Source organism: Amycolatopsis kentuckyensis, from assembly GCF_041679295.1.
Taxonomy (GTDB): domain Bacteria; phylum Actinomycetota; class Actinomycetes; order Mycobacteriales; family Pseudonocardiaceae; genus Amycolatopsis; species Amycolatopsis kentuckyensis_A.
The window spans coordinates 13,283-35,038 of record NZ_JBGDMD010000004.1; the positions used below are offsets into that span (position 1 = coordinate 13,283).

The following is a 21,756-nucleotide window of genomic DNA, read 5'->3' on the forward strand; positions in this document are numbered from 1 at the left end:
TGCAGGGATTCTGACGTCCTCGGGCGGCGGGTGTCAATCAGGCCAGGTGCGGCGCTTGTCCAACGGCCGCGCGTACGACCCCGCGCGGCTCGTCTTCAACCCCAGTGCCACCAGCGATTCCGCGAGCCGGACCGCCGCCGCGACGCCGTCGATGACCGGGATGTCCAGCATCGTCGCGATTTTCCGGTCCAGGCCGGTCATCCCGGCGCAGCCGAGCACGAGCACCTCCGCGCCGGCGTCCCGCGCGCGGCGGCCGGCGGTCAGCAACGCCGATTCCGTGCGACGCTCGTCCGTCAGCTCCAGCACACCGAGCCCGGCGCCGGTGACCGTGACGCAGTTCTGCGCGACGCCCGCCGCGTGCAGGCTGTCCTCGATCAGCCCGCACGTCCGGTCCAAAGTGGTCACGACGCCGTAGCGGCGGCCGAGCAGGCAGGCCAGGTGCGCGGCGGCTTCGGTGATGTCGACGACCGGGACGTCCAGCAGTTCGCGGGCGCCTTCGCGACCGTGCTCGCCGAACCCGGCGAGCACGACGGCGTCGAACGGTTCTTCCAAGCCCCGCAACAGGTCCAGCACGGCCGCGGCGGACAGGAAGCTGTCCAGCCAGCCCTCGGCCGACTCCGGGCCCCAGCGCGGTGTCCGGGCGAGGATCTCGGTGCCGGGACTCGCGGCCGCGCGGGCCCCGGCTTCGATCTCCTTCGTCATCGCCTCGGTGGTGTTGCAGTTGGTGACGACGATCCTCATCGGTGCTTCCTCGACACCGCGAAGTACAAAACCGCCGACGACGCCGTGCCGATGAACCACGAGTACGGCGCGGCCGGCGCGAAGAACGGCACCAGCGCGATCACCGCGGACAGCGCGGCCGTCGGGAAGAACGTCACCAGCGCACGCGGGTTCACCCGCGGGTAGCTCCCGTCGGCGACGAACAGCTGGGCGACGTCCACCTTGCCGCGCCGGATCAGGTAGTAGTCGACGATCATGATCCCGAACAGCGGGCCGAGGAACGCGCCGAGCCCGCCGAGGAAGTAGTTGACCACCGCCGGGGAGGAGTACAGCTTCCACGGCAGCACGCACAGCGCGGCGACCGCGCTGATCATCCCGCCGATGGTGAAGGTGATCCGCTTCGGCCAGATGTTGGCCAGGTCGTAGGCGGGGGAGACGAAGTTCGCGACGATGTTGACGCCCATGGTGGCGATGGCGAACGTCAGCGCGCCGATGATCAGCACCGGGGTGTTGTGCACCTTGGCCAGGAGCTCGGCCGGGTCGGTGATGGCCTCGCCGAACACCTGCATGCTGCCCGCGGTGACGATCACCGACAGCAGCGCGAACGCCGTCGAGTTGATCGGCAGGCCCCAGAAGTTGCCGCGCTTCACCGTCTTCTGGTCCGGGGCGTTGCGGGAGAAGTCGCAGAAGTTCAGCATCAGCGTGCCGTAGGTGGCCAGGATCAGGCCGGCCGCGCCGAACCACTGGCGGATCTGCTCACCGGTGGAGAGCTGTTTCGGGCTGCTCGTCAGGGAAATGTGCCAGTTGCCGGCGGCGAGGATCCAGACGGCGAGCGCGATCATGACGACCCAGATCGCCGGCCCGCACCAGTCCTGGAACTTGCGCACCGACTCCATGCCGCGGGTCAGGATGAGCGCCTGGACCGCCCACAGCGCGATGAAGCAGATCCAGCCGAGTGCGTGCAGGCCGAGGAAGCCGTGCTCGGTCCACGGTTTCAGGCCCGGGTCGATGGTGAGCACGAGCAGCGTGATGGCGACGCTCGCGAGGTAGGTCTGGATGCCGTACCAGAAGATCGCGATGATCGCCCGGATGAGCGCGGGCAGGTTGGCGCCGAACGTGCCGAAGCTGATCCGCGCGACGACCGGGAACGGGACGCCGGTGCGCTGCCCGATCCGGCCCATCAGGTTCATGCCGAAGTAGATGATGACGAAGCCGAACAGCAGGGCGGTGAACACCTGCCAGGCGGACAGGCCGAGCACGAACAGGCCGGCCGCGAAGGTGTAGTTGCCGAGGTTGTGCACGTCGGACATCCACAGCGCGAAGATGTCGTAGACCTTCCAACGGCGTTCCTTCGCCGGAGCGAGGTCCTCGTTCCAGAGCCGGGGGTCGGGTGGCGCGGTCGTTTCCTGCTGGGAGTCGGTGAGCGGGGCGACGGTCATGCGGGCCCTCCGATCGACGTGCCGCGACGGCGATTTGGGATACCAAAGTTTGGCATCCCAAATATCACCCCGAGGTCCGCCGCCGTCAACCCTCCGGCCCGTAAACTCGTGTTACGGGCGTGTTGAAGAGAGGGGACCGGTGACGACGGCGAGCGAGCGGCAGCCCCTCGCGGCCACCCGGCAGCGGGTGCGCGACGAGCTGCGCGAACGGATCCTGACCGGCCGCCTCCGTCCGGGCGACCGGCTGGTCGAGCGCGAGCTGGCCGAGGACTTCGGGGTCTCCAGGGTGCCCGTCCGCGAGGCCATCCGCAGCCTCGAAGCCGAAGGTTTCCTCGTCGAGCAGTCGGCGCGCCGGATCGTCGTCCGGCAGCTCGCGCGGGTGGACGTCGAGGAGCTGTTCGACGTCCGGGAAGCCCTCGAAGGACTCGCGGCGGGGCGCGCCGCCGAACGGGCGGGCGCGGCGGAGCTGAAGCGGCTCGAGCGGGTGCTCGCCGACGCCGCCCGCGCGACAGCCCGGGGCGACGCGGCCCGGATCACGGTGCTCAACTCGCGCTTCCACGACGAGATCGTCGCCATCGCCGGCAACGCGCTGCTCACCACGATGCTGCAGCCCCTGCAGGGCCGGCTCCGCTGGCTCACGAGCCAGAACGAGCACTGGGCCGAACTGCTCGACGAGCACCGCCGCCTCTACGACGCCATCGCGTCCGGCGACGCGGACCGGGCACACGGCGAAGCAGTCGAGCACGTGCGGGTCAACCGCGAGGTGACGCTGAGATCCCTCTTCGGTGACGAGCCGGATCAGGAAGCGGCGGCGGCCGGCTCGAGGTAGGGCGTCACGGCCCGCAGTGCCCGCTCGACGTACTCGTCCTTCTCGCCGACGGGAGCGACGTAGTGCATGGCGCTCGTCGCGGCGTCGAGCCCGCGCAGCCGGGCGAGGACCCAGGTGGCGAGGTAGGTCGAGGCGAGGCAGCCACCGGCGGTGGCCAGGGTGCCGCGGGCGAAGAACGGCTGGTTCAGCACCTCGACGCCGGCCGCGAGGACCCACGGCTTGGTCGTGAGGTCGGTGCACGCGGGCACGTCGGCGAGCAGCCCGAGCTTCGCCAGGACGAGCGTGCCGGAGCACTGCGCGCCGAGCAGCTGCCGGGCCGGGTCAAGCCGGGCCAGCGTGCGCATGATCGCCGGGTCTTCGACGACCTCGCGGGTCTTCGCGCCGCTGCCGACGATCACGGCGCCGGCGGTGCAGGCCTCGTCGAGGTCGGTCGTCGCGTCGATCGTGACGCCGTTCATCGACGTCACCCGCGGCGTGGGGCTCGCCGTCCCGCGTGTACGCCGAGCTCGAAGCGATGGGACTGGTCAGCTGCGAACAGGGGCGGGGCACTGCGGGACCTCGCCACGGCGGGCGACCTCGACGCGCTGCTGCGCTACCAGCCGCACCGCGGGCTGGCGCTCGGCTCGGTGGGACACGCCGAACTGCGCGCCGGGCTCGAAGCGGTCCGGCAGGAGGTCGAGCGGGAGGTTTTCCGCTGATCACGGCCGGATGACGAAGGTCACGCTCGGTACCGGCGCACTCACGTATTAACATGATCCACGGGTCTTCGCTCCATGAGCGGACGTGGCATATCCAACAGCCCGCAGGCCCGCTGCCAACAGGCGCTTCCCAGTGCCTTCATGGGAAATTCACAGAATGGGTGGCAAGTCTGACAACGTGAACCACGCCGACGACGGTGCCGGAACGGCGGCACGATGACGACTGCCCAGGCCACTCTCGAAGCGCCCTCCCGGATCGCGAGACCGGGTGGGAAAGCGCCGTACCTGCACCAGATCGACCTGTTCCGGCTGGTCACCTTCGCCTGCGTGATCCTCATCCACGTGGTCGGCGCGACGAACTTCGCGCAGGACGTCGGCGCCAACGCCGTCGAGACGCCACTGCACTTCACGCGGGAGGCGTTCTTCGCGCTCACCGGGTTCGTGCTGGTCTTCCAGAACCGCGGCCGCGAGATCACCCCCGGCGACTTCTGGCGCAAGCGGCTGCCGCTGGTCGCCACGCCCTACCTGGCGTGGTCGATGTTCTTCTGGGCGTTCTCGCTCGTGACCGGCACGCAGCAGCCGGACTCGCTCGAGGCGTCGATGCGCCTGCTGCTCAAGGACCTCGTCACCGGCGGCGCCTGGTACCACCTGTACTTCCTGCTGGTGACGATGCAGGTGTACCTGCTGTTCCCGTGGATCGTGAAGCTGCTGCGGGCGACCGAGGGCAAGCACAAGTGGCTGCTGCTCGGCAGCGGGGTGCTGCAGGTCGCCGTGACGCTCTTCATGACCTACCAGCCGTTCGGCGTGAGCTACGAGACGATCACCCACCTGTACGCCACGGTGCTGCCGTACCAGTTCTACACGCTGTTCGGCGCGGTCGTGGCCATGCACTTCGAGACCGTGCACGCCTGGGTCGGCCGGCACCGGCTGCTGCTCGGCGGCCTGCTCGTGGCCGTGCTGGCGGGCACGGAGTGGGTCTACCTGCACACCGTCCACAGTGGAACGTTCCCGCAGGTGGCCAGCGACCCGTTCCAGCCGTACCTGATCCCGTGGTGCGTCACCGTCATCGCCGCGATCTACGCGTTCGCCACCTGGTGGTCGGGCCGCCGCACCGACGGCAGCCGCGGCGCCCGCCTGGTGTCCTGGGCGGCGAACCGGTCGTTCAGCATCTTCCTGGTCCACCCGCTGGCGCTGGCCCTGCTCGGCCCGGTGATCCCGGTCGTGGCGGAGCACTTCGGCGCTCCTTGGCTGAGCGTGGTCATCTACTTGGCGACGATCGTGTCGACGGTCCTGATCGTCGAGGCCCTGCGCCGGCTGCCCGGCAGCCGCGCGCTCACCGGCCGCCCGCGGCTGCGGGCGGTGAAGGCGACCGCCTGATCCGCCCCCGAAAGGGTGGTCAGGAGCACAAAAGGCGGTTCGGGCATGTCACAGCGCGCGGATCCGCGGACTTGGGATATGCTGGCGGCCCGTGGGACTTCAGTCACGGGCTACCAAGTACGTTTTTGTCACCGGAGGCGTTGCCTCCTCTCTGGGTAAAGGACTCACGGCTTCGAGCCTGGGACAACTCCTTACCGCGCGCGGGCTTCGCGTCACGATGCAGAAGCTCGATCCGTACCTCAACGTCGACCCCGGGACGATGAACCCGTTCCAGCACGGTGAGGTGTTCGTCACCGACGACGGCGCCGAGACCGACCTCGACATCGGGCACTACGAGCGCTTCCTCGACCGCGACCTCGACGGCAAGGCCAACGTCACGACCGGCCAGGTCTACTCCGAGGTGATCGCCAAGGAGCGCCGCGGCGAGTACCTCGGCGACACCGTGCAGGTCATCCCGCACATCACCGACGAGATCAAGGCCCGGATCACCGCCGCGGCCGAACCCGACGAGGCCGGGAACGCCCCGGACGTCGTGATCACCGAGGTCGGCGGCACGGTCGGCGACATCGAGTCGCTGCCGTTCCTGGAGGCCTGCCGCCAGGTCCGCCACGACGTCGGCCGCGACCACTGCTTCTTCCTGCACGTCTCGCTGGTGCCGTACCTGGCGCCGTCGGGCGAGCTCAAGACGAAGCCGACCCAGCACTCGGTCGCCGCGCTGCGCAACATCGGCATCCAGCCCGACGCGCTGGTCTGCCGGGCCGACCGCGAGATCCCCGAGGACCTCAAGCGCAAGATCGGCCTGATGTGCGACGTCGACACCGAGGCCGTCATCGCCTGCCCGGACGCGCGGTCGATCTACGACATCCCGAAGGTGCTGCACGGCGAGGCGCTCGACGCCTACGTCGTCCGCCGCCTCGGGCTGCCGTTCCGCGACGTCGACTGGACGGTGTGGGGCGACCTGCTCGACCGGGTGCACAACCCGAACGAGATCGTGCGGATCGCGGTCGTCGGCAAGTACATCGACCTGCCGGACGCCTACCTGTCGGTCACCGAGGCCCTGCGCGCGGGCGGGTTCGCCCACCGCGCCAAGGTCGAGATCGTCTGGGTCGCCTCCGACGACGCGCAGACCGCGTCCGGCGCCGCGTCCGTGCTGTCCGATGTGGACGGTGTGCTGATCCCGGGCGGGTTCGGCATCCGTGGCATCGAGGGCAAGGTCGGCGCGATCGAGTACGCCCGCACCCGCGGCGTGCCGCTGCTCGGCCTGTGCCTCGGCCTGCAGTGCATGGTCATCGAGGCCGCGCGGCACCTGGCCGGGATCAAGGACGCCGGGTCGTCGGAGTTCGACGAGAACACCACGCACCCGGTGATCTCGACGATGGCCGACCAGCGCGACGTCGTCGCGGGCGAGCGGGACATGGGCGGCACCATGCGGCTCGGCGCGTACCCGGCGAAGCTCAAGCCGGGTTCGCAGGTCGCGAAGGCGTACGGCACCACCGAGGTGTCCGAGCGCCACCGCCACCGCTACGAGGTGAACAACGCCTACCGCAAGCAGCTCTCGGACGCGGGCCTGGTGTTCTCCGGCACGTCGCCGGACGACCGCCTGGTCGAGTTCGTCGAGCTGCCCGCCGACAAGCACCCGTTCTTCGTCGGCACCCAGGCGCACCCGGAGCTCAAGAGCCGCCCGACCCGGCCGCACCCGCTGTTCAGCGCGTTCGTCAAGGCCGTCGTCGACCGCAAGGTCGCCGAGCGGCTGCCGGTCGAGCTGCCGGAGGCGCCGGTGGCCGCCCGATGACCGCCCCGGGCGAGCACGAGTTCAGCGTCGCCTCCAGCCGGGACGTCCACATCGGACGCGTCGTCGGCCTGCGGATCGACGACGTCGTGATGCCGGGCGGGGACACCGCGGTCCGCGAGGTGATCGAGCACCTCGGCGCGGTGGCGATCGTCGCGCTGGACGAGGAGGAGCACGTCACGCTCATCCACCAGTACCGGCACCCGATCGGGCACCGGCTGTGGGAGCTGCCGGCGGGCCTGATCGACCACCTCGGCGAAGACCCGGTGGGCACCGCTCGCCGGGAACTGGTCGAGGAGGTCGGGCTGGCCGCGTCGGACTGGGTGACGCTGGTCGACGTCGCGGCGTCGCCCGGCTTCACCGACGAGGTCGTGCGGGTCTTCCTGGCCCGTGGACTGTCCGAAGTGGACCGTGACGTGCTCGGCGAGGAGGAGGCGGACCTGGTGATCCGCAAGTTCCCGCTCGCCGAGGCGGTCCGGATGGCCCTCTCCGGCGAGCTGCTGAACGGCGCCACGGTGTCGGGCGTGCTGGCGACGCACGCGGTGCTCACCGGCGCGGGTTCGGCCCGGCCGGCCGACGCACCCTGGGCGGACCGCCCGACGGCGTTCGCCAAGCGCAAGCAGTCCTGAGCCCGCGTTCCGATGTAGTGAATGACTCATTCATGTCGCCAGGCGACATGAATGAGTCATTCACGTCGTTTCAGGGGCGCAGGGGGCGGCCCTGGGCGTCCAGGCCGCCGTCCCGCAGCAGCAGGATGCCGTCGATGATCGGCCACAGGATGCCGATCCCGGTCATCAGCACCACGAACAGCTGGAGCAGGCCCAGCCCGACCTGGCCGGTGTAGAACCGCCCCACGCCGAACGGCAGCACGATCTGGAGCACGCCGGCCACGGTCTTGGACCGGTAGGAGTACGGGACCGGCGCGTACGGCATCGGGGCGGGCGGCGGCGCGTACGGGTCCGGCGCGTACATCGGCAGCTGCATCGTCGCCTGCGCGTACGCCGGCGGCGGCCCGAAGAAGCCCGGGTGCGGGGGTGGCAGGTCGCGGAACAGCGGCCGCAGGTCGCCGAGGGTCGTCGCCGCGTAGGCGTCCGTCACCCGCGTCTCGTACTCGTCCGGCGTGATGCGGCCCATGCCGAAGTGGTCGGCGAGCAGCCGCGCCGCTTCCTCCCGCTCGGCCGTGCCGATGCGGAGCTGGTCCGACTCCATGAATCCAAGGTAACCGCGCGAACCTGAGAACGGGGTTTCTGCCGGGTCACGAGCCCCGGGCGGCCTAAGGTGACGGCGTGGTAGCCGCGGGCAGCACCGACGCCGTGATCGCCGCGTACCTCGACCACCTCGTCGTCGAACGCGGGACCGCGCGCAACACCCTGGACAGCTACGCCCGTGACCTGCGCCGGTACGCCGCGCACCTCGACGGCGCCGGCGTCGCCAAGGTCGCCGACGTCACCGCCGCGCACGTCACGTCGTTCGGCGCCGCGCTGCGCGAAGGCGACGACGAGCACCGGCCGCTGGCGGCGTCTTCGGCCGCGCGGGCGCTCGTCGCCGTGCGCGGCCTGCACAAGTTCGCCCACGCCGAAGGCCTCACCGAGCACAACCCGGCCCGCGAAGTTCGGCCGCCGACGCCGGCGAAGCGGCTGCCCAAGGCGTTGCCGGTCGACGACGTCCTGCGGCTGCTCGAGACCCCGCCGCCGGACGGCGAGCGCCCGCTGCGCGACCGGGCGCTGCTGGAGCTGCTGTACTCGACCGGCGCCCGCATCTCCGAGGCCGTCGGCCTGGACGTCGACGACGTCGACGACGCCGAACGCACCGTCCTGCTCGACGGCAAGGGCGGCAAGCAGCGGCTCGTCCCGATCGGGCGGCCCGCGCTCGCCGCGTTGCACGCCTACACCGTCCGCGCCCGGCCGGCCCTCGCCGCGCACGGCCGCGGCACCGCGGCGCTGTTCCTCAACGCCCGCGGCAGCCGGCTTTCGCGGCAGAGCGCGTGGCAGGTCCTCAAGGACACCGCCGAACGGGCGGGGATCGCCGCCGTGGTGTCGCCGCACACGCTCCGCCACTCCTTCGCCACGCACCTGCTCGAGGGCGGCGCGGACGTCCGGGTCGTCCAGGAGCTGCTCGGCCACGCCTCGGTGACGACGACACAGGTGTACACGCTGGTCACGGTCAACACCCTGCGCGAGGTGTACGCGACGGCGCACCCGCGAGCACTGGGCTAGATGGCCCTATAGAAGCCGAAGGGCCTTCCTACGCTGCACCGACGGTCGAGTGACATTGCCCCGTCGAGTCCGGCGCGTTGCTTTGCCGGGGCTCCGGCTCCGCGCATAGGCTGCGGCGGACGCGACGAACAAGGAGTCTTCTCGCCATGTCGACACCGAACCAGCCGGCCCACGCGGCCGAGTCCGCCGGGTCGGCGGCGGCGAACCTCAACGACGTCAAGATCGCGACGCCGGAGATCCACGACGGCGACGAGCCGCAGGAGCGCAACGGCAAGAAGGTCAAGCTCGAGGGCATCGGGCCGACCGGCCGCCCGATCCGCGAGCACCCCGACCCGGCCCCGCTGGACAAGCACGGCCCGGCCAAGATCATGGCGATGTGCAACCAGAAGGGCGGCGTCGGCAAGACGACGTCGACCATCAACCTGGGTGCCGCCCTCGCCGAGTACGGCCGCAAGGTGCTGCTCGTCGACTTCGACCCGCAGGGCGCCCTCGCGGTCGGCCTCGGCATCCAGCCGCACGAACTGGACCACACGGTCTACAACGCCATCATGGAGCGGTCGGTCAGCGCCACCGACGTGCTGATGAAAACCCGCGTCGACGGCGTTGACCTGCTGCCGAGCAACATCGACCTGTCCGCGGCGGAGGTCCAGCTCGTCGCTGAGGTAGGGCGCGAGCACACGTTGTTACGGGTCCTGCGTCCGGTCATGAACGACTACGACTATGTTCTTGTCGACTGCCAGCCCTCACTCGGCTTGCTCACGGTGAACGCGCTGACCGCCGCGGACGGCGTGATCATCCCGCTCGAGTGCGAGTTCTTCAGTCTCCGAGGCGTCGCGCTCCTGATCGACACGATCGAGAAGGTGCAGGAACGGCTCAACCCCAAACTGGACATAGTCGGGATTCTCGCCACCATGTACGACCCGAGAACCCTGCACTCGAAGGAGGTCATGGCTCGCGTGGTGGAGGCATTCGGCGAGACCGTGTTCGACACGGTCATCAACCGCACCGTGCGGTTCCCCGAGACGACGGTCGCGGGTGAGCCGATCACGACCTGGGCGCCCAAGTCGGCCGGCGCGGCGGCGTACCGTCAGCTGGCCCGCGAGGTGATCGCTCGGTGAGCAGGCGCGCCTCCCTGCCCGGAGCGTCGGAACTCTTCCGCATCACTTCCAGCCCCGCTCTCGACCTCCCGCCCCAGGCGCCGCCCGAGCCCGCCGAGAAGCCCAAGCCCGCGGGCAACGGCCGCACCGAGCAGCTCGCCCGCAGCGCGGCCCCGCACGGGTCGGGCCGGACCAAGCACGACGCGAAGATCACCGTCTACGTCTCCGGCGACGAGCTGCTGGCCATGGAACAGGCCCGGCTGACGCTGCGCGCGAAGCACGACCTGGTCGTCGACCGCGGCCGGCTGGTCCGCGAGGCGGTCGCCGTGCTGCTGGCCGACTTCGATCAGAACGGCGAAGAGTCGGTGCTGGTGCAGCGGCTGCGGGTGGTCGGCTCAGACGGCGGCGAAACCGAGGGCTGATGGACGAGCCGGAACCGGCCCCGGCATCGGCTCCGGAGGAACAGGTCCCCGAAGAGCACCAGACGGTGCACGGCGGGATGATCCCCGAAGGCGTCAACACCGAAGAGCTGAGCACGTCGAAGTTCAAGGTGCGGCTGGCCAACTTCGAGGGGCCGTTCGACCTGCTGCTGCAGCTGATCTCGCAGCACCAGCTCGACGTCACCGAGGTGGCGCTGCACCGGGTCACCGACGACTTCATCGCGTACACGCGCGCGCTGGGCACCGACTGGAACCTCGACGAGACGACGGAGTTCCTGGTCATCGCGGCGACGCTGCTGGACCTGAAGGCGGCGCGCCTGCTGCCCGCGGCCGAGGTCGAGAGCGAAGACGACCTGGCGCTGCTGGAGGCCCGTGACCTGCTCTTCGCGCGCGTGCTGCAGTACCGCGCGTACAAGCAGGTGGCGGCGTTGTTCGGCGAGCTGGAGCAGGGCGCGCTGCGGCGCTACCCGCGGTCGGTGGCGCTGGAGGAGCGGTTCATCGGGCTGCTGCCCGAGGTGATGCTGGGCGTGACGCCGCAGAAGTTCGCGGAGGTCGCGGTGGCGGTGTTCCGGCCGAAGCCGCCGCCGACGGTGTCGATCGCCCACATCCACATGGGCCGCGTGTCGGTCCGCGAGCACGCGGCGCTGCTGCGGGTCAAACTGGCCGAGCGCGGGCAGGCGACGTTCGGCGAGCTGGTCGACGACTGCGAGCACACGGTCGAGATCGTGGCGCGCTTCCTGGCGCTGCTGGAGCTCTACCGCGAGGCGACGGTCCAGTTCGAGCAGACGGAGGCGCTGGCCGAGCTGCACGTCCGCTGGACGGGCGGCTCGAAGGAAGAGGCCTCCGCGGCGGCCGAACTGGACCGCGCCGCCGGAGACGAAGAGGAGTACGGGTGAGCCCCGAAGACAAGACGCCGGAGCCGGGGTCGGAGCAGCCGGTCTCGGAGCCGGTCGAGGCCCCGGAACCGCCGGCAAGCGAAGAACCGGAGGAAGCCGCGGCCGAACTGGCGCTCGACGAGGCGCTGTCCGGCGAGCCGGTCACCGAGGACGGCGAGCCGGAGGAGCCCCTGGTCGCCGAGGCACCTGCGGTGGAAGAGGCCGCAAGCGAGGTCCCCGCCGAGGAGACCCCGGCCGAGCGCGATGCACCCACCGAGGAGGCCGCCGCCGAGCCCGCGCCGGCCGACCCCGAGGCGCCGGCCGAGGAAAGCCCGGCCGAACCTGAGCCGGCCGAACCCGGGACCCCCGCCGAGGAGACCCCGGCCGAGCCCGAAGCCGATGCGGAGCTTTCACGTGAAAGCCCGGAGACCGACCCCGCCCTCGACCCCGACGATCCCGAGTCGGACCTGGTCGCCACCGGGGACATCAGCCTGCTGCCCGACGTCTCGTCCGACGAGGCCCTCGAAGCCGCGCTGGAAGCGCTTCTCCTCGTCGTCGACTCGCCGGCCAGCGAAGAGCTGCTCGCCGAAACCCTCGAACAACCCAAGGCGCGGATCGTCGTCGCCCTGCGCACCATGGCACAGAAGTTCACCGACCGGACCTCCGGGATCGACCTGCGCCGCGTCGGCGAAGGGTGGCGGTTCTACACTAGGGATGTCCATGCCCCGTTCGTGGAGAAGCTCCTGCTGGACGGCCAGCGGTCGAAGCTGACCCGGGCCGCGCTGGAGAGCCTCGCCGTGATCGCGTACCGGCAGCCGGTGACCCGGGCCAGGGTCGCCGCGGTGCGGGGCGTGAACGTGGACGGCGTGATCCGGACGCTGCTCGCGCGCGGCCTCATCGAAGAGATGGGGACCGATCCCGAGACGACCGGCACGCTGTACGTGACGACCGAGCTGTTCCTGGAGCGACTGGGGCTGTCGTCACTGAACGACCTGCCCCCGATCGCTCCGCTGCTACCCGAAGTGGACACCATCGATGACATCCAGTGAACACCCCGACGGCATCCGCCTGCAGAAGGTGCTGTCGCAGGCCGGGGTCGCCTCCCGGCGTGCGGCGGAGGACCTGATCGCGGCCGGCCGGGTCGAGGTGGACGGCGAGGTCGTCACCGAGCTGGGCCGCCGCGTCCACCCCGACGAGGCGGTCATCCACGTCGACGGCACCCGCGTGAACCTGCGCGACGACCTGATCTACCTCGCCCTGAACAAGCCCAAGGGCGTGCACTCGACCATGTCGGACGACCGCGGCCGCCCCTGCGTCGGCGACTACCTCGCCGGCCGCTACGAGGAGACGCCCGGCGTCGTGCACGTCGGCCGGCTCGACGAGAACACCGAGGGCCTGCTGCTGCTCACCAACGACGGCGACCTCGGCCACCGGCTGATGCACCCGTCGTACCGGGTGCTCAAGACCTACCTCGCCGAGGTCGACGGCCTCGTGCCGCGCGGGCTCGGCAAGGAGCTGCGCAACGGCTGGGAGCTGCCGGACGGCATCGTCAAGGTCGACCAGTTCCGGGTCAAGGACATGCACTCCGGCAAGTCGCTGGTCGAGCTGGTCATCCACGAGGGCAAGAAGCACATCGTGCGCCGCCTGCTCAAGGACACCGGTCACCCGGTGCTCAAGCTGGTCCGCACCGCGGTCGGCGACGTCCAGCTCGGCAACCAGCGCGTCGGCTCGATCCGGCGGCTGACGAAGACCGAGGTCGGCGCGCTCTACCGCAACGTGGAGCTCTGAAACCGGGCGGTGACGAACCCGCCGGCGGTCGCGTCGTCGTCCGACGGCCGGCCGTAGGCGGTGGCCAGCTCGGCGCGGGTGACCGTCGACGGCTCCCAGCCGTGGGCGGCCAGCCACTCCGGCGCGGTGTCCCGCAGGCCGCCGCGCCAGAGTGCCGTGACGTGCTCGCCGTCTTCGGTCGCGCGGGCGCGCGAGACCAGGCTGTCCGGCGCTTCGCCCGCCCGGTGCTCGAACGAGACCCGGCTGCCCAGGGCGGACAGCTCGCCCACAGTGGTCAGGAGCCCGGACGCCTCCTCGTACGACAGGTAGATCAGGAGCCCCTCGGCCAGCCACGCCGTCGGCACGGCCGGGTCGAACCCGGCTTCGCGCAGCGCTGTGGCCCAGTCCTCCCGCAGGTCCGCGCGCACGACGATCCGTTCGCAGGCCGGTGTCGCGCCCTGCGCGGCGAGCACGTCTTCCTTGAACGCCAGCACGTCCGGCAGGTCGAGCTCGAACAGCCGGGTGCCCGGCGGCCAGGCCAGCCGGAAGGCGCGCGCGTCGAGCCCGGCTGCGAGGAGCACGACCTGCGCGCAGCCGGAGCCGAGCAGGTAGTCGTCGAAGAACCGGGTCCGGACCACGATCTGCGGGTACATCAGGGCGCCCAGGCCCGCCTGCGCACCGCCGCGCTCGGGGAGCGCCGAGCGGCCGGCCTCGTAGAAGGCAGCGGCGTACGGGTCGTCGAACAGGCGGTCCGGGCGGCCGCTCTCGTAGGCGCGCAACGCGGCGACGCCGACGGCCGTGCGGCTCACGGGCGGGAGGGAATCCGTCACGTCCGCCAAAGCTACCCACTTTCCGCCGTGGTGGGCGGCCTCGCCGGCTCGCTAGCGTGACGGGTATGCGACTCGGGGTGGTGTGCGGGGTCCTCGCGGTGCTCCTGTCCGGTGCGGTGGCCCCGGCGGCCGCGGCGCCCGCGGCGAGCGAACCGGTCTACGACTACGCGAAAGCGATCCGCGAAACCGTCTGGGTCGATATCGGCCACGACGGCGACGGCGACGGGCGCTCCGACCGGGTCGCCGCCGACATCGTGCGGCCGAGCGAAACCACTTCGCGGGTGCCGGTGATCATGGACGCCAGCCCGTACTACTCGTGCTGCGGGCGTGGCAACGAGAGCGAGCTGAAGTCGTACGACAGCGCCGGGAAGCCGGTGAAGTTCCCGCTGTTCTACGACAACTACTTCGTGCCGCGCGGGTACGCCGTGGTGCTCGTCGACCTGGCCGGGACGAACCGTTCGGCCGGCTGCGCGGACGTCGGCGGCACCTCCGACGTCGACTCGGCGCGCAAGGTCGTCGACTGGCTGAACGGCCGCGTGACCGGCTACAGCGCCAAGACCGGCGGCAGCGCGGTGACGGCGGGCTGGAGCACCGGGAACGTCGGCATGATCGGCAAGTCCTACGACGGCACGATCGCCAACGGCGTCGCGGCGACCGGTGTCGCCGGGCTGAAGACGATCGTGCCGATCTCGGCGATCAGCTCCTGGTACGACTACTACCGCTCCGACGGCGCGACGTTCGGCTTCAACCCGGCGGGGCTCGCGCAGACGGTCGAGGCGCGCAACAGCGGGCAGAACTGTGCGGCGCAGAACCAGGTCCTGACGGCCGGCGCGACCGCGAACGGCGACTACGGGCCGCTGTGGGCGGACCGCGACTACGTCACGCGCGCGGGTAACGTGCGGGCGAGCGTCCTGCTTTCCCACGGTGTCAACGACCTCAACGTCAAGACCATCCACTTCGGACAGTGGTGGGCCGGGCTGAACGTCGAGAAGAAGATCTGGCTGTCGCAGACCGGGCACGTCGACCCGTTCGACTACCGGCGTGCGGACTGGGTCGACCTGCTGCACCGGTGGTTCGACCACTACCTGCTGGGCATCGACAACGGCGTCCAGAACGGGCCGCAGGCGAGCGTCGAGCGGCAGCCGGACCAGTGGGTGGACCAGAGCGCGTACCCGGCGGCGGGAGCGGTGGCGACGACGTTGCGGCCTGCCGCGTCCGGCAAGCTCGGCACCGCGCCGGCGTCCGGGACGGCGTCCTTCACCGACAACCCCAGCCTGGGCGAGGACACGTGGGTGACGAACCCGGGCGGCGCGGCGTTGACGTACTCGACCGGGACGTTGGCCTCGGACCTGCAGGTTTCCGGGACGACGGCGGTGACGGTGACGGCGACGCCGAGCACGTCGTCGGCCCGGGTGTCGGCGCTGCTGGTCGACCTGGGCGCGGCGACGATCCGCAACTTCGCCGGCAGCGGCGAGGGGATCAAGACGGGGACGACGGAGAACTGCTGGGGCTCGTCGACGACCGGTGACGACGCCTGTTACCGGATCGCGTCGGCGGACGTGAAGAAGGTGAGCTACACGATCCTCAGCCGGGGCTGGGCGGACTTGGCGAACTACGCATCGCTTTCGCAGGAACGGGTCCTGACGCCGGGGACGGCGTACACGATGACGTTCCGGTTGGCCTCGACGGACCACGTGGTGCCCCGCGGCCACGCGCTGGCGCTGATCATCGGCGGCACGGACGGGAGTTTCATCCGCGGACCGGCCCAGCCGGGCCGGGTGACCCTCGACCTGGCGCGCACCTCGGCGTCGGTCCCGCTGGCCGGCGTCGTCCCGGCGGCGGCGACCCACCCGGCCGTGACCGGCGGCGAGCACGTGCCGTCGGCGGGCCGGGCGGACCTGCGTTAGCTCGCTTCGGCGGGAGCCGTCCGGGTGGCCGACTTCCGTTGCACCGCGCGGACGATCGGCTCCACCACCCGGGCCGCCGTCGGCCCGAGGATCGCCATCAGCAGCACGTACGCCGTCGCCAGCGCGGCCAGGTCTCCCGAAACCGCGCCCGCCGTCACCGCCAACCCCGCGATCACGATCGAAAACTCTCCGCGCGCCACCAACGCCGCTCCCGCTCGGGCGCGGCCCAGGCGGCCGATGCCCTGCCGGCGCGCCGCCCACCAGCCGGTGGCGACCTTGGAGGCCGTTGTCACCACCGCCAGCACGATCGCCCAGCCCAGCACCGGCGGGATCGACGCCGGGTTCGTGTTGAGGCCGAACACCACGAAGAACACCGCCGCGAACAAGTCGCGCAACGGCTCCAGCAGGTGGGTCGCGTTCTCCGCCGTCGACCCCGAGATCGCGATGCCGAGCAGGAACGCGCCGACCGCCGCCGAGACCTGCATCGCCGAGGCCACGCCCGCCACCAGCAGCGCCGCGCCGAGGACCTTGAGCAGGAACACCTCGCGGTCGGGACTGTCGACCGCCGCCGAGACGTACCGGCCGAACTTCAGCGCGATCACCAGGACCACCGTGATCACCAGCAGCGAGATCCCGACGGCCTCCATGCCGCCGAGCAGGGACACCCCGCCCAGCACCGCCGTGAGGATCGGCAGGTAGAGCGCCATCACCAGGTCCTCGAACACGAGGATCGACAGCACCACCGGCGTCTCGCGGTTGCCGAGCCGGCCGAGGTCGCCGAGGACCTTCGCGACGATCCCGGACGACGAGATGTACGTGACGCCCGCCATCACCATCGCGCCGACCGGGCCCCAGCCCAGCAGCAGCGCGACCGCCGCGCCGGGGGCGGCGTTGAGGACGATGTCGAGCAGGCCCGCGAGCCAGGACCGGCGCAGGCCGGTGAACAGCTCGGCCGCGGAGTACTCGAGACCCAGCAGCAACAGCAGGAGCACGACGCCGATTTCGCTGGCGAGGTGGGTGAAACCGCCGATGTCGGTCAGCGGGATCAGCCCGCCGGAGCCGAAGCAGAGGCCGCCGAGCAGGTAGAGCGGGATGGGGGAGAGGCCGATCTTGCCGGCCAGGCGCCCGAGCGCGCCCAGCACGAAGAAGACCGCCCCCAGTTCGATCAGGGACAGCGCGGTGTGGTCCATGGTGCGCTCAGCCGTACTTCAGGATCTTGACGGCGGCTTCGAGGCCCTCACCGGTGCCGACGGCGACCAGCAGATCGCCGCCGGTGAGCGTGAAGTCGGGCGTGGGCGACGGGTGCACCTGACCCGCCCGCGCCACCGCGACCACCGAAACGCCGGTGCGGGTGCGCATCGCCGTGTCGCCGAGCGTGCGGCCGTCGAAGGGGCCGGACGGCTTGATCGGCAGCTGCCGCGTGCTGATCCCCGGCAGGTCGCGGTGTTCCTCCGTGAGCTGGGCGACCAGCTGCGGCGCGCCGAGCAGGTTGGCCAGCGTGCCCGCCTCGTCCGCGGTCAGCGGGATCGAGGCGGCGCAGGCGTCGGCGTCGTCGGCTTTGGACACGATGAGCTCGGTGTGGCCGTCCCGCTGGGTGACGACGCCGATGCGGCGGCCGGTACGGGTGCTGAAGTCCTTGCGGACCCCGATGCCGGGCAGGGGAGTTACTTCGACGTTCACCCAACCACCGTAACCCACGTGTCCGATTCGCGACGTTCAGCCGAGCAGCAGGAGCAGGGCCGCGACGACCATCACGGCGGCGGTCAGGCCGTGGACGCCGAAGGCGGTGGCCTTCTTCCCCCGGTGGCGCAGCACGATCAGCATGTCGAAGACGGGCCAGGCGGCCGCGGTGAGGATGACCCAGCCCAGTGCGTGGGGGTCGCCGTAGATCATCAGGGCCAGCGGGACCAGGCCGGCGCCGACGTCGCGGCCGCCCTTGACGTTGAGGAAGCTCTCGGCGTTTTCGGGGACCTCGGTGAAGCCGAAGCCCGCGGCGATCTTGGCCGGCGCGAAGAGGTAGTTGAGGCCGACGTAGATGATCCCGAGCGAGACGATCGCGACGAGGACGTAGCCGGTGACGAGCATGGTGTTCCCTCCAGGTTTCTAGCACCGCTAGGATTTCTAGCAACGCTAACTTAGCAACGCTAGTTTGTCTAGCGGTGCTAGCATGTGATGTATGACCCAGCGACAACGGCGAGTGCGCGACCGGACCGAGCGCGGGCAGCGGATCGTCACCGCGGCCCGGGAGCTGGCCGAGGCGGAAGGCTGGGACGCGGTGACGACCCGCCGGCTCGCGGCGGTGATCGAGTACAGCCAGCCGGTGCTCTACAGCCACTTCCCGGGCGGCAAGGACGCGATCATGGCGGCGGCCGCGCTGGAGGGCTTCACCGAGCTGGCGGCGACGCTGGGGTCGGCCCGCCCCGGCGGCCTCGACGGGGTGACGCGGGCGTACGTCGAGTTCGCCGAGGCGAAACCGGCCCTCTACGACGCGATGTTCACGCTGGCCTCGGAACTGCGGTTCGCCGAGGAGGACACCCCGGAGGTGATGAAGGCGTGCTTCGACGAGCTCCTCGCGGTCGTCGAGCCGGTGGCGAGCACCCGGACCGCGGGCGTCCTGACCGAGGTGTTCTGGAGCACGCTGCACGGTTTGATCACCCTCGACCGGGGGCGGCGGCTGTCGCCGGAGCACCGTGACGAGCGCCTCGCGCTGGTGGTCGCCCGCTTCGGCGCGCGGGGCGACTGATCCTCTCCGCGGCCCGACCGGCAGAATGGACACCGGCGGAGAACGAGGACGAGAACGCGAGGAGAGTGCCGGTGACGGGAGCCCTACGTGGTGTGGTCGCGCTGGACGGCCCGTCGGGGACCGGGAAGACCACCGTCGCGCGCAAGCTCGCCCAGCGGCTCGGGGCCGGCTACCTCGACACCGGCGCCATGTACCGGATGGTCACCCTCGCCGTGCTGCGGGCCGGGGTCGACCCGGGCAACGCGGACGCCGTCGCCCGGCTCGCCGACAGCGCCGACTTCGCCATCGGCACCAGCCCCGACCGGCCCGAGATCCGGCTGGCCGGCGAGGACGTCGCCGCCGACATCCGTGGGCCCGAGGTCACCAAGGCCGTCTCGCCCGTCTCCGCCGTGCCGCACGTGCGCGAACTGCTGGTCGCCCGGCAGCGGCAGATCATCGACGACGTCGTCTCCCGCCGCGGCGGGATCGTCGTCGAGGGCCGGGACATCGGCACGGTCGTCGCGCCGGAGTCGCCGCTCAAGGTCTTCCTCACCGCGTCCGCCGACGTCCGCGCGTCGCGCCGCAGCACCCAGGACACCGCCGCCGGCCGGAAGTCGTCGGTCGCCGACGCCCTCGCGAGCGTCGAGCGCCGCGACCACCTCGACTCGACCCGCGCCGCCTCGCCGCTGCGCGCGGCCGACGACGCCGTGCACGTCGACACCTCGGAGCTGTCGATCGACCAGGTGATCGTCGCCCTCAGCGAGCTCGCCAGCCATCGGGGGCTGCTCGCGGGCTGCAAAGAAGAAGTCGCTCGATGACCGCTGACGGACTCCCGGAGGGATCCGTCGGCGCACTCCACGACGCCGGGCGGGTCTTCGCCCGGTACTATCTGCGGTCGGCCTTCCGCATCCGGGTGCACGGCCGCGAGCGCCTGCCCGCCACCGGGCCGGTGCTGGTGATCGCCAACCACAGCTCCATGATCGAACCGCAGCTGATCTTCGGAATGCTTCCCCGGCGTTCGGCGTTCCTGGTCAAGGCCGAGATGTTCGGCGGGATCGTCGGGAAGTTCATGCTGGCGATCGGGCAGATCCCGCTCAAGCGCGGCGAGATCGACCGCAAACCGCTGCTCACCGCGGTCGGCGTGCTGAAGGACGGCGGTGTCGTGGGCATCTTCCCCGAGGGGACCCGCGGGGCCGGCGACGTCGGCGCGGCCGAACGCGGCGCGGCCTGGCTGGTCCGGGCCTCCGGCGCGACCGTGCTCCCGGTCGCGACGCGGGGCACGCGCAAGCCGGCCGACGGCAAGAGGCGCTGGCGCCCGCGCGTGGACATCCTCGTGGGGGAGCCGTTCACGCCGAAGGTCGGCCCCGGGAAGACCGGGCTCGACCAGGGCACCGAAGAGCTGCGCGGTGAGCTCGCGGCGCTCGTGAAGACTTTGGACGATTGGCGTTCCGAAAACGGATTCGGCTCGCCATAAGGGAAATTGGGTTCTGATGGAAGAGCTAGACAGCGTCGGTGAAGTCGACGGCACCTGGTCGGACGAGACCGAGTTCGCCGCGCTCGACGCGCAGATCGAGGCGGCGGAAGCGGCCGAAGAGGCCGCCCTCGGGCAGCCGGTGCTCGCCGTCGTCGGCCGCCCCAACGTGGGCAAGTCGACGCTGGTCAACCGCATCCTCGGCCGCCGCGAAGCCGTCGTGCAGGACGTGCCGGGCGTGACCCGCGACCGCGTCGCCTACGACGCCTACTGGGGTGGCCGCAAGTTCACCCTGGTCGACACCGGCGGCTGGGAGCCGGACGCGACCGGGCTGCAGGCCTCCGTCGCCGCGCAGGCCGAGCTGGCCATGCAGACCGCCGACGCCGTGCTGCTGGTGATCGACGCGACCGTCGGCGCCACCGCCACCGACGAGGCCGTCTCGAAGGTCCTGCGCCGCTCGAAGAAGCCGGTGCTGCTGGCCGCGAACAAGGTCGACGACGACCGGCTGCTCGCGGACACCGCTTCGCTGTGGTCGCTGGGCCTCGGCGAGCCGCACCCGGTCAGCGCGCTGCACGGCCGTAGCTCCGGCGACCTGCTCGACGCCATCCTCAAGGCCCTGCCCGAGGCGCCGCGCGAGGGCGGCGGCGTGTCGACCGGCCCGCGGCGGGTCGCGCTGGTCGGCAAGCCGAACGTCGGCAAGTCGAGCCTGCTGAACAAGCTGTCCGGCGAGGAGCGCTCGGTCGTCGACTCGGTCGCGGGTACCACCGTCGACCCGGTCGACTCGCTGGTCGAGCTGGACGGCGAGACCTGGCGGTTCGTCGACACGGCCGGCCTGCGCAAGCGCGTGAACTTCGCCGCCGGCGCCGAGTACTACGCCTCGCTGCGCACCAAGACCGCGATCGACGCGGCCGAGGTCGCGGTCGTGCTGCTGGACGCGGCCGAGCCGATCTCGGAACAGGACCTGCGGGTGCTGACGATGGTCGTCGAGGCCGGCCGCGCCTGCGTGCTGGTGTTCAACAAGTGGGACCTGGTCGACGAGGACCGCCGGCACGCGATGGTCCGCGAGCTGGAGCGCGGCCTGGTCCGCGTGCCGTGGGCGGAGAAGGTCAACGTCTCGGCGCTGACCGGCCGCTCGGTGCGCAAGATCGCCCCGGCGCTGCGGACGGCGCTGGCGTCGTGGGACAAGCGGGTGCCCACCGGCCAGCTCAACGCGTGGCTGTCCGACCTCATCGCGGCCACCCCGCCGCCGGTCCGCGGCGGCAAGCAGCCGAAGGTGCTGTTCGCGACGCAGGCCGGCATCCGGCCGCCGACGCTGGTGCTGTTCACCACCGGCTTCCTCGAGGCCGGCTACCGCCGGTTCATCGAGCGCAAGTTCCGCGAACAGTTCGGTTTCGCCGGCAGCCCCGTTCGGGTGAATGTGCGGGTTCGCGAAAAGAAGGCGAAACCGAAGATCGGCGGAAAAGCCGCGCGCACGCGGTGATTTCCTGACGTCCCGGCCGGCGTGATCCGTCAATTGCGACCTGGATCACGCTGGTCAGGACGATGATCGTGAGGTCCGACACTCCGTCGTGACCGGGAA

General features: G+C 71.1%; 23 protein-coding genes. 15 read left to right on the forward strand and 8 right to left on the reverse strand.

Annotated elements, in window-relative coordinates; genetic code table 11:
- Window positions 1-33 precede the first annotated feature (33 nt).
- Both ACERZO_RS16785 and ACERZO_RS16790 read right to left on the reverse strand, forming a co-directional pair.
- Entirely contained in the window at window positions 34-741 is a 708-nt protein-coding gene (locus tag ACERZO_RS16785) for an aspartate/glutamate racemase family protein (RefSeq protein WP_372665596.1), read from the reverse strand.
- The gene (locus ACERZO_RS16790) at window positions 738-2,159 is read right to left on the reverse strand and encodes an NCS1 family nucleobase:cation symporter-1 (RefSeq protein WP_372665597.1); all 1,422 of its coding nucleotides are present in this window, start codon (window positions 2,157-2,159) and stop codon (window positions 738-740) included. The genes ACERZO_RS16785 and ACERZO_RS16790 overlap by 4 nt, the downstream gene beginning before the upstream one ends.
- A gap of 139 nt (window positions 2,160-2,298) precedes the next feature.
- Here ACERZO_RS16790 and ACERZO_RS16795 point away from each other — a divergent pair, with 139 nt between their 5' ends.
- Window positions 2,299-2,988 carry a GntR family transcriptional regulator gene (locus ACERZO_RS16795; protein ID WP_372665598.1) on the forward strand — a complete coding sequence of 230 codons (690 nt, stop codon included), beginning with the start codon at window positions 2,299-2,301 and terminating at the stop codon, window positions 2,986-2,988.
- Here the strand turns inward: ACERZO_RS16795 and ACERZO_RS16800 are convergent.
- Window positions 2,958-3,446 carry a hypothetical protein gene (locus ACERZO_RS16800; RefSeq protein WP_372665599.1) on the reverse strand — a complete coding sequence of 163 codons (489 nt, stop codon included), beginning with the start codon at window positions 3,444-3,446 and terminating at the stop codon, window positions 2,958-2,960. The genes ACERZO_RS16795 and ACERZO_RS16800 overlap by 31 nt on opposite strands.
- A 456-nt stretch (window positions 3,447-3,902) precedes the next feature.
- Here ACERZO_RS16800 and ACERZO_RS16805 point away from each other — a divergent pair, with 456 nt between their 5' ends.
- From ACERZO_RS16805 to ACERZO_RS16815, 3 genes are all read left to right on the forward strand, one after another.
- Window positions 3,903-5,063, forward strand: coding sequence for an acyltransferase (locus ACERZO_RS16805; protein WP_372665600.1), 1,161 nt, complete (start codon window positions 3,903-3,905; stop codon window positions 5,061-5,063).
- Between the two features lie 91 nt (window positions 5,064-5,154).
- A complete protein-coding gene (locus ACERZO_RS16810; RefSeq protein ID WP_372665601.1) occupies window positions 5,155-6,855 on the forward strand; it encodes a CTP synthase in 1,701 nt (566 codons plus the stop codon).
- On the forward strand, window positions 6,852-7,481 hold the full coding sequence (locus tag ACERZO_RS16815) for an NUDIX domain-containing protein (RefSeq protein WP_372665602.1): 630 nt from the start codon (window positions 6,852-6,854) through the stop codon (window positions 7,479-7,481). The genes ACERZO_RS16810 and ACERZO_RS16815 overlap by 4 nt, the downstream gene beginning before the upstream one ends.
- Before the next feature lie 70 nt (window positions 7,482-7,551).
- Here the strand turns inward: ACERZO_RS16815 and ACERZO_RS16820 are convergent, their stop codons facing one another.
- Complete coding sequence (locus ACERZO_RS16820) at window positions 7,552-8,061, reverse strand: DUF1707 domain-containing protein (protein WP_372665603.1); 510 nt, start codon at window positions 8,059-8,061, stop codon at window positions 7,552-7,554.
- A gap of 104 nt (window positions 8,062-8,165) precedes the next feature.
- Here ACERZO_RS16820 and xerD point away from each other — a divergent pair, with 104 nt between their 5' ends.
- From xerD to ACERZO_RS16850, 6 genes are all read left to right on the forward strand, one after another.
- A complete protein-coding gene (gene xerD, locus ACERZO_RS16825) occupies window positions 8,166-9,068 on the forward strand; it encodes a site-specific tyrosine recombinase XerD (RefSeq protein WP_372666412.1) in 903 nt (300 codons plus the stop codon).
- A 146-nt stretch (window positions 9,069-9,214) separates the two neighbouring features.
- The gene (locus tag ACERZO_RS16830) at window positions 9,215-10,186 is read left to right on the forward strand and encodes a ParA family protein (RefSeq protein ID WP_372665604.1); all 972 of its coding nucleotides are present in this window, start codon (window positions 9,215-9,217) and stop codon (window positions 10,184-10,186) included.
- On the forward strand, window positions 10,183-10,587 hold the full coding sequence (locus ACERZO_RS16835) for a cobyrinic acid a,c-diamide synthase (protein WP_372665605.1): 405 nt from the start codon (window positions 10,183-10,185) through the stop codon (window positions 10,585-10,587). Before ACERZO_RS16830 ends, ACERZO_RS16835 begins: the two co-directional genes overlap by 4 nt.
- The gene (locus ACERZO_RS16840; protein ID WP_372665606.1) at window positions 10,587-11,501 is read left to right on the forward strand and encodes a segregation and condensation protein A; all 915 of its coding nucleotides are present in this window, start codon (window positions 10,587-10,589) and stop codon (window positions 11,499-11,501) included. The genes ACERZO_RS16835 and ACERZO_RS16840 overlap by 1 nt, the downstream gene beginning before the upstream one ends.
- Window positions 11,498-12,529, forward strand: coding sequence for an SMC-Scp complex subunit ScpB (gene scpB / locus ACERZO_RS16845; protein WP_372665607.1), 1,032 nt, complete (start codon window positions 11,498-11,500; stop codon window positions 12,527-12,529). Before ACERZO_RS16840 ends, scpB begins: the two co-directional genes overlap by 4 nt.
- Complete coding sequence (locus tag ACERZO_RS16850) at window positions 12,516-13,268, forward strand: pseudouridine synthase (RefSeq protein WP_372665608.1); 753 nt, start codon at window positions 12,516-12,518, stop codon at window positions 13,266-13,268. The genes scpB and ACERZO_RS16850 overlap by 14 nt, the downstream gene beginning before the upstream one ends.
- Here the strand turns inward: ACERZO_RS16850 and ACERZO_RS16855 are convergent.
- On the reverse strand, window positions 13,247-14,056 hold the full coding sequence (locus ACERZO_RS16855; RefSeq protein WP_372665609.1) for an SAM-dependent methyltransferase: 810 nt from the start codon (window positions 14,054-14,056) through the stop codon (window positions 13,247-13,249). The genes ACERZO_RS16850 and ACERZO_RS16855 overlap by 22 nt on opposite strands.
- Window positions 14,057-14,142: 86 nt before the next feature.
- Here ACERZO_RS16855 and ACERZO_RS16860 point away from each other — a divergent pair, with 86 nt between their 5' ends.
- Window positions 14,143-15,984: a Xaa-Pro dipeptidyl-peptidase gene (locus tag ACERZO_RS16860; RefSeq protein ID WP_372665610.1), complete on the forward strand. Its 1,842-nt coding sequence runs from the start codon at window positions 14,143-14,145 to the stop codon at window positions 15,982-15,984.
- Here ACERZO_RS16860 and ACERZO_RS16865 read toward each other — a convergent pair.
- Genes ACERZO_RS16865 through ACERZO_RS16875 form a run of 3 tightly spaced genes read right to left on the reverse strand, consistent with a single transcriptional unit; the run spans window position 15,981 to window position 18,069 of the window.
- Window positions 15,981-17,174, reverse strand: coding sequence for a cation:proton antiporter (locus ACERZO_RS16865; RefSeq protein ID WP_372665611.1), 1,194 nt, complete (start codon window positions 17,172-17,174; stop codon window positions 15,981-15,983). The two genes, ACERZO_RS16860 and ACERZO_RS16865, sit on opposite strands and share 4 nt — an antisense overlap.
- Window positions 17,175-17,181: 7 nt before the next feature.
- Window positions 17,182-17,664 (reverse strand): cation:proton antiporter regulatory subunit, encoded by a 483-nt coding sequence (locus ACERZO_RS16870; protein ID WP_372665612.1) that lies wholly within the window; start codon window positions 17,662-17,664, stop codon window positions 17,182-17,184.
- Window positions 17,665-17,700: 36 nt separating this feature from the next.
- On the reverse strand, window positions 17,701-18,069 hold the full coding sequence (locus ACERZO_RS16875) for a DUF4267 domain-containing protein (RefSeq protein ID WP_372665613.1): 369 nt from the start codon (window positions 18,067-18,069) through the stop codon (window positions 17,701-17,703).
- A gap of 112 nt (window positions 18,070-18,181) precedes the next feature.
- Here ACERZO_RS16875 and ACERZO_RS16880 point away from each other — a divergent pair, with 112 nt between their 5' ends.
- The 4 genes from ACERZO_RS16880 to der all read left to right on the forward strand — a co-directional run bounded on the left by ACERZO_RS16880 (window position 18,182) and on the right by der (window position 21,657).
- Window positions 18,182-18,727 (forward strand): TetR/AcrR family transcriptional regulator, encoded by a 546-nt coding sequence (locus ACERZO_RS16880; RefSeq protein ID WP_372666413.1) that lies wholly within the window; start codon window positions 18,182-18,184, stop codon window positions 18,725-18,727.
- A gap of 92 nt (window positions 18,728-18,819) precedes the next feature.
- The gene (gene cmk, locus ACERZO_RS16885) at window positions 18,820-19,524 is read left to right on the forward strand and encodes a (d)CMP kinase (protein ID WP_372666414.1); all 705 of its coding nucleotides are present in this window, start codon (window positions 18,820-18,822) and stop codon (window positions 19,522-19,524) included.
- Window positions 19,521-20,180: a lysophospholipid acyltransferase family protein gene (locus ACERZO_RS16890; RefSeq protein ID WP_372665614.1), complete on the forward strand. Its 660-nt coding sequence runs from the start codon at window positions 19,521-19,523 to the stop codon at window positions 20,178-20,180. Before cmk ends, ACERZO_RS16890 begins: the two co-directional genes overlap by 4 nt.
- Before the next feature lie 16 nt (window positions 20,181-20,196).
- Window positions 20,197-21,657, forward strand: a complete 1,461-nt coding sequence (gene der / locus ACERZO_RS16895) for a ribosome biogenesis GTPase Der (RefSeq protein WP_372665615.1) — start codon at window positions 20,197-20,199, stop codon at window positions 21,655-21,657.
- Window positions 21,658-21,756: the final 99 nt, after the last annotated feature.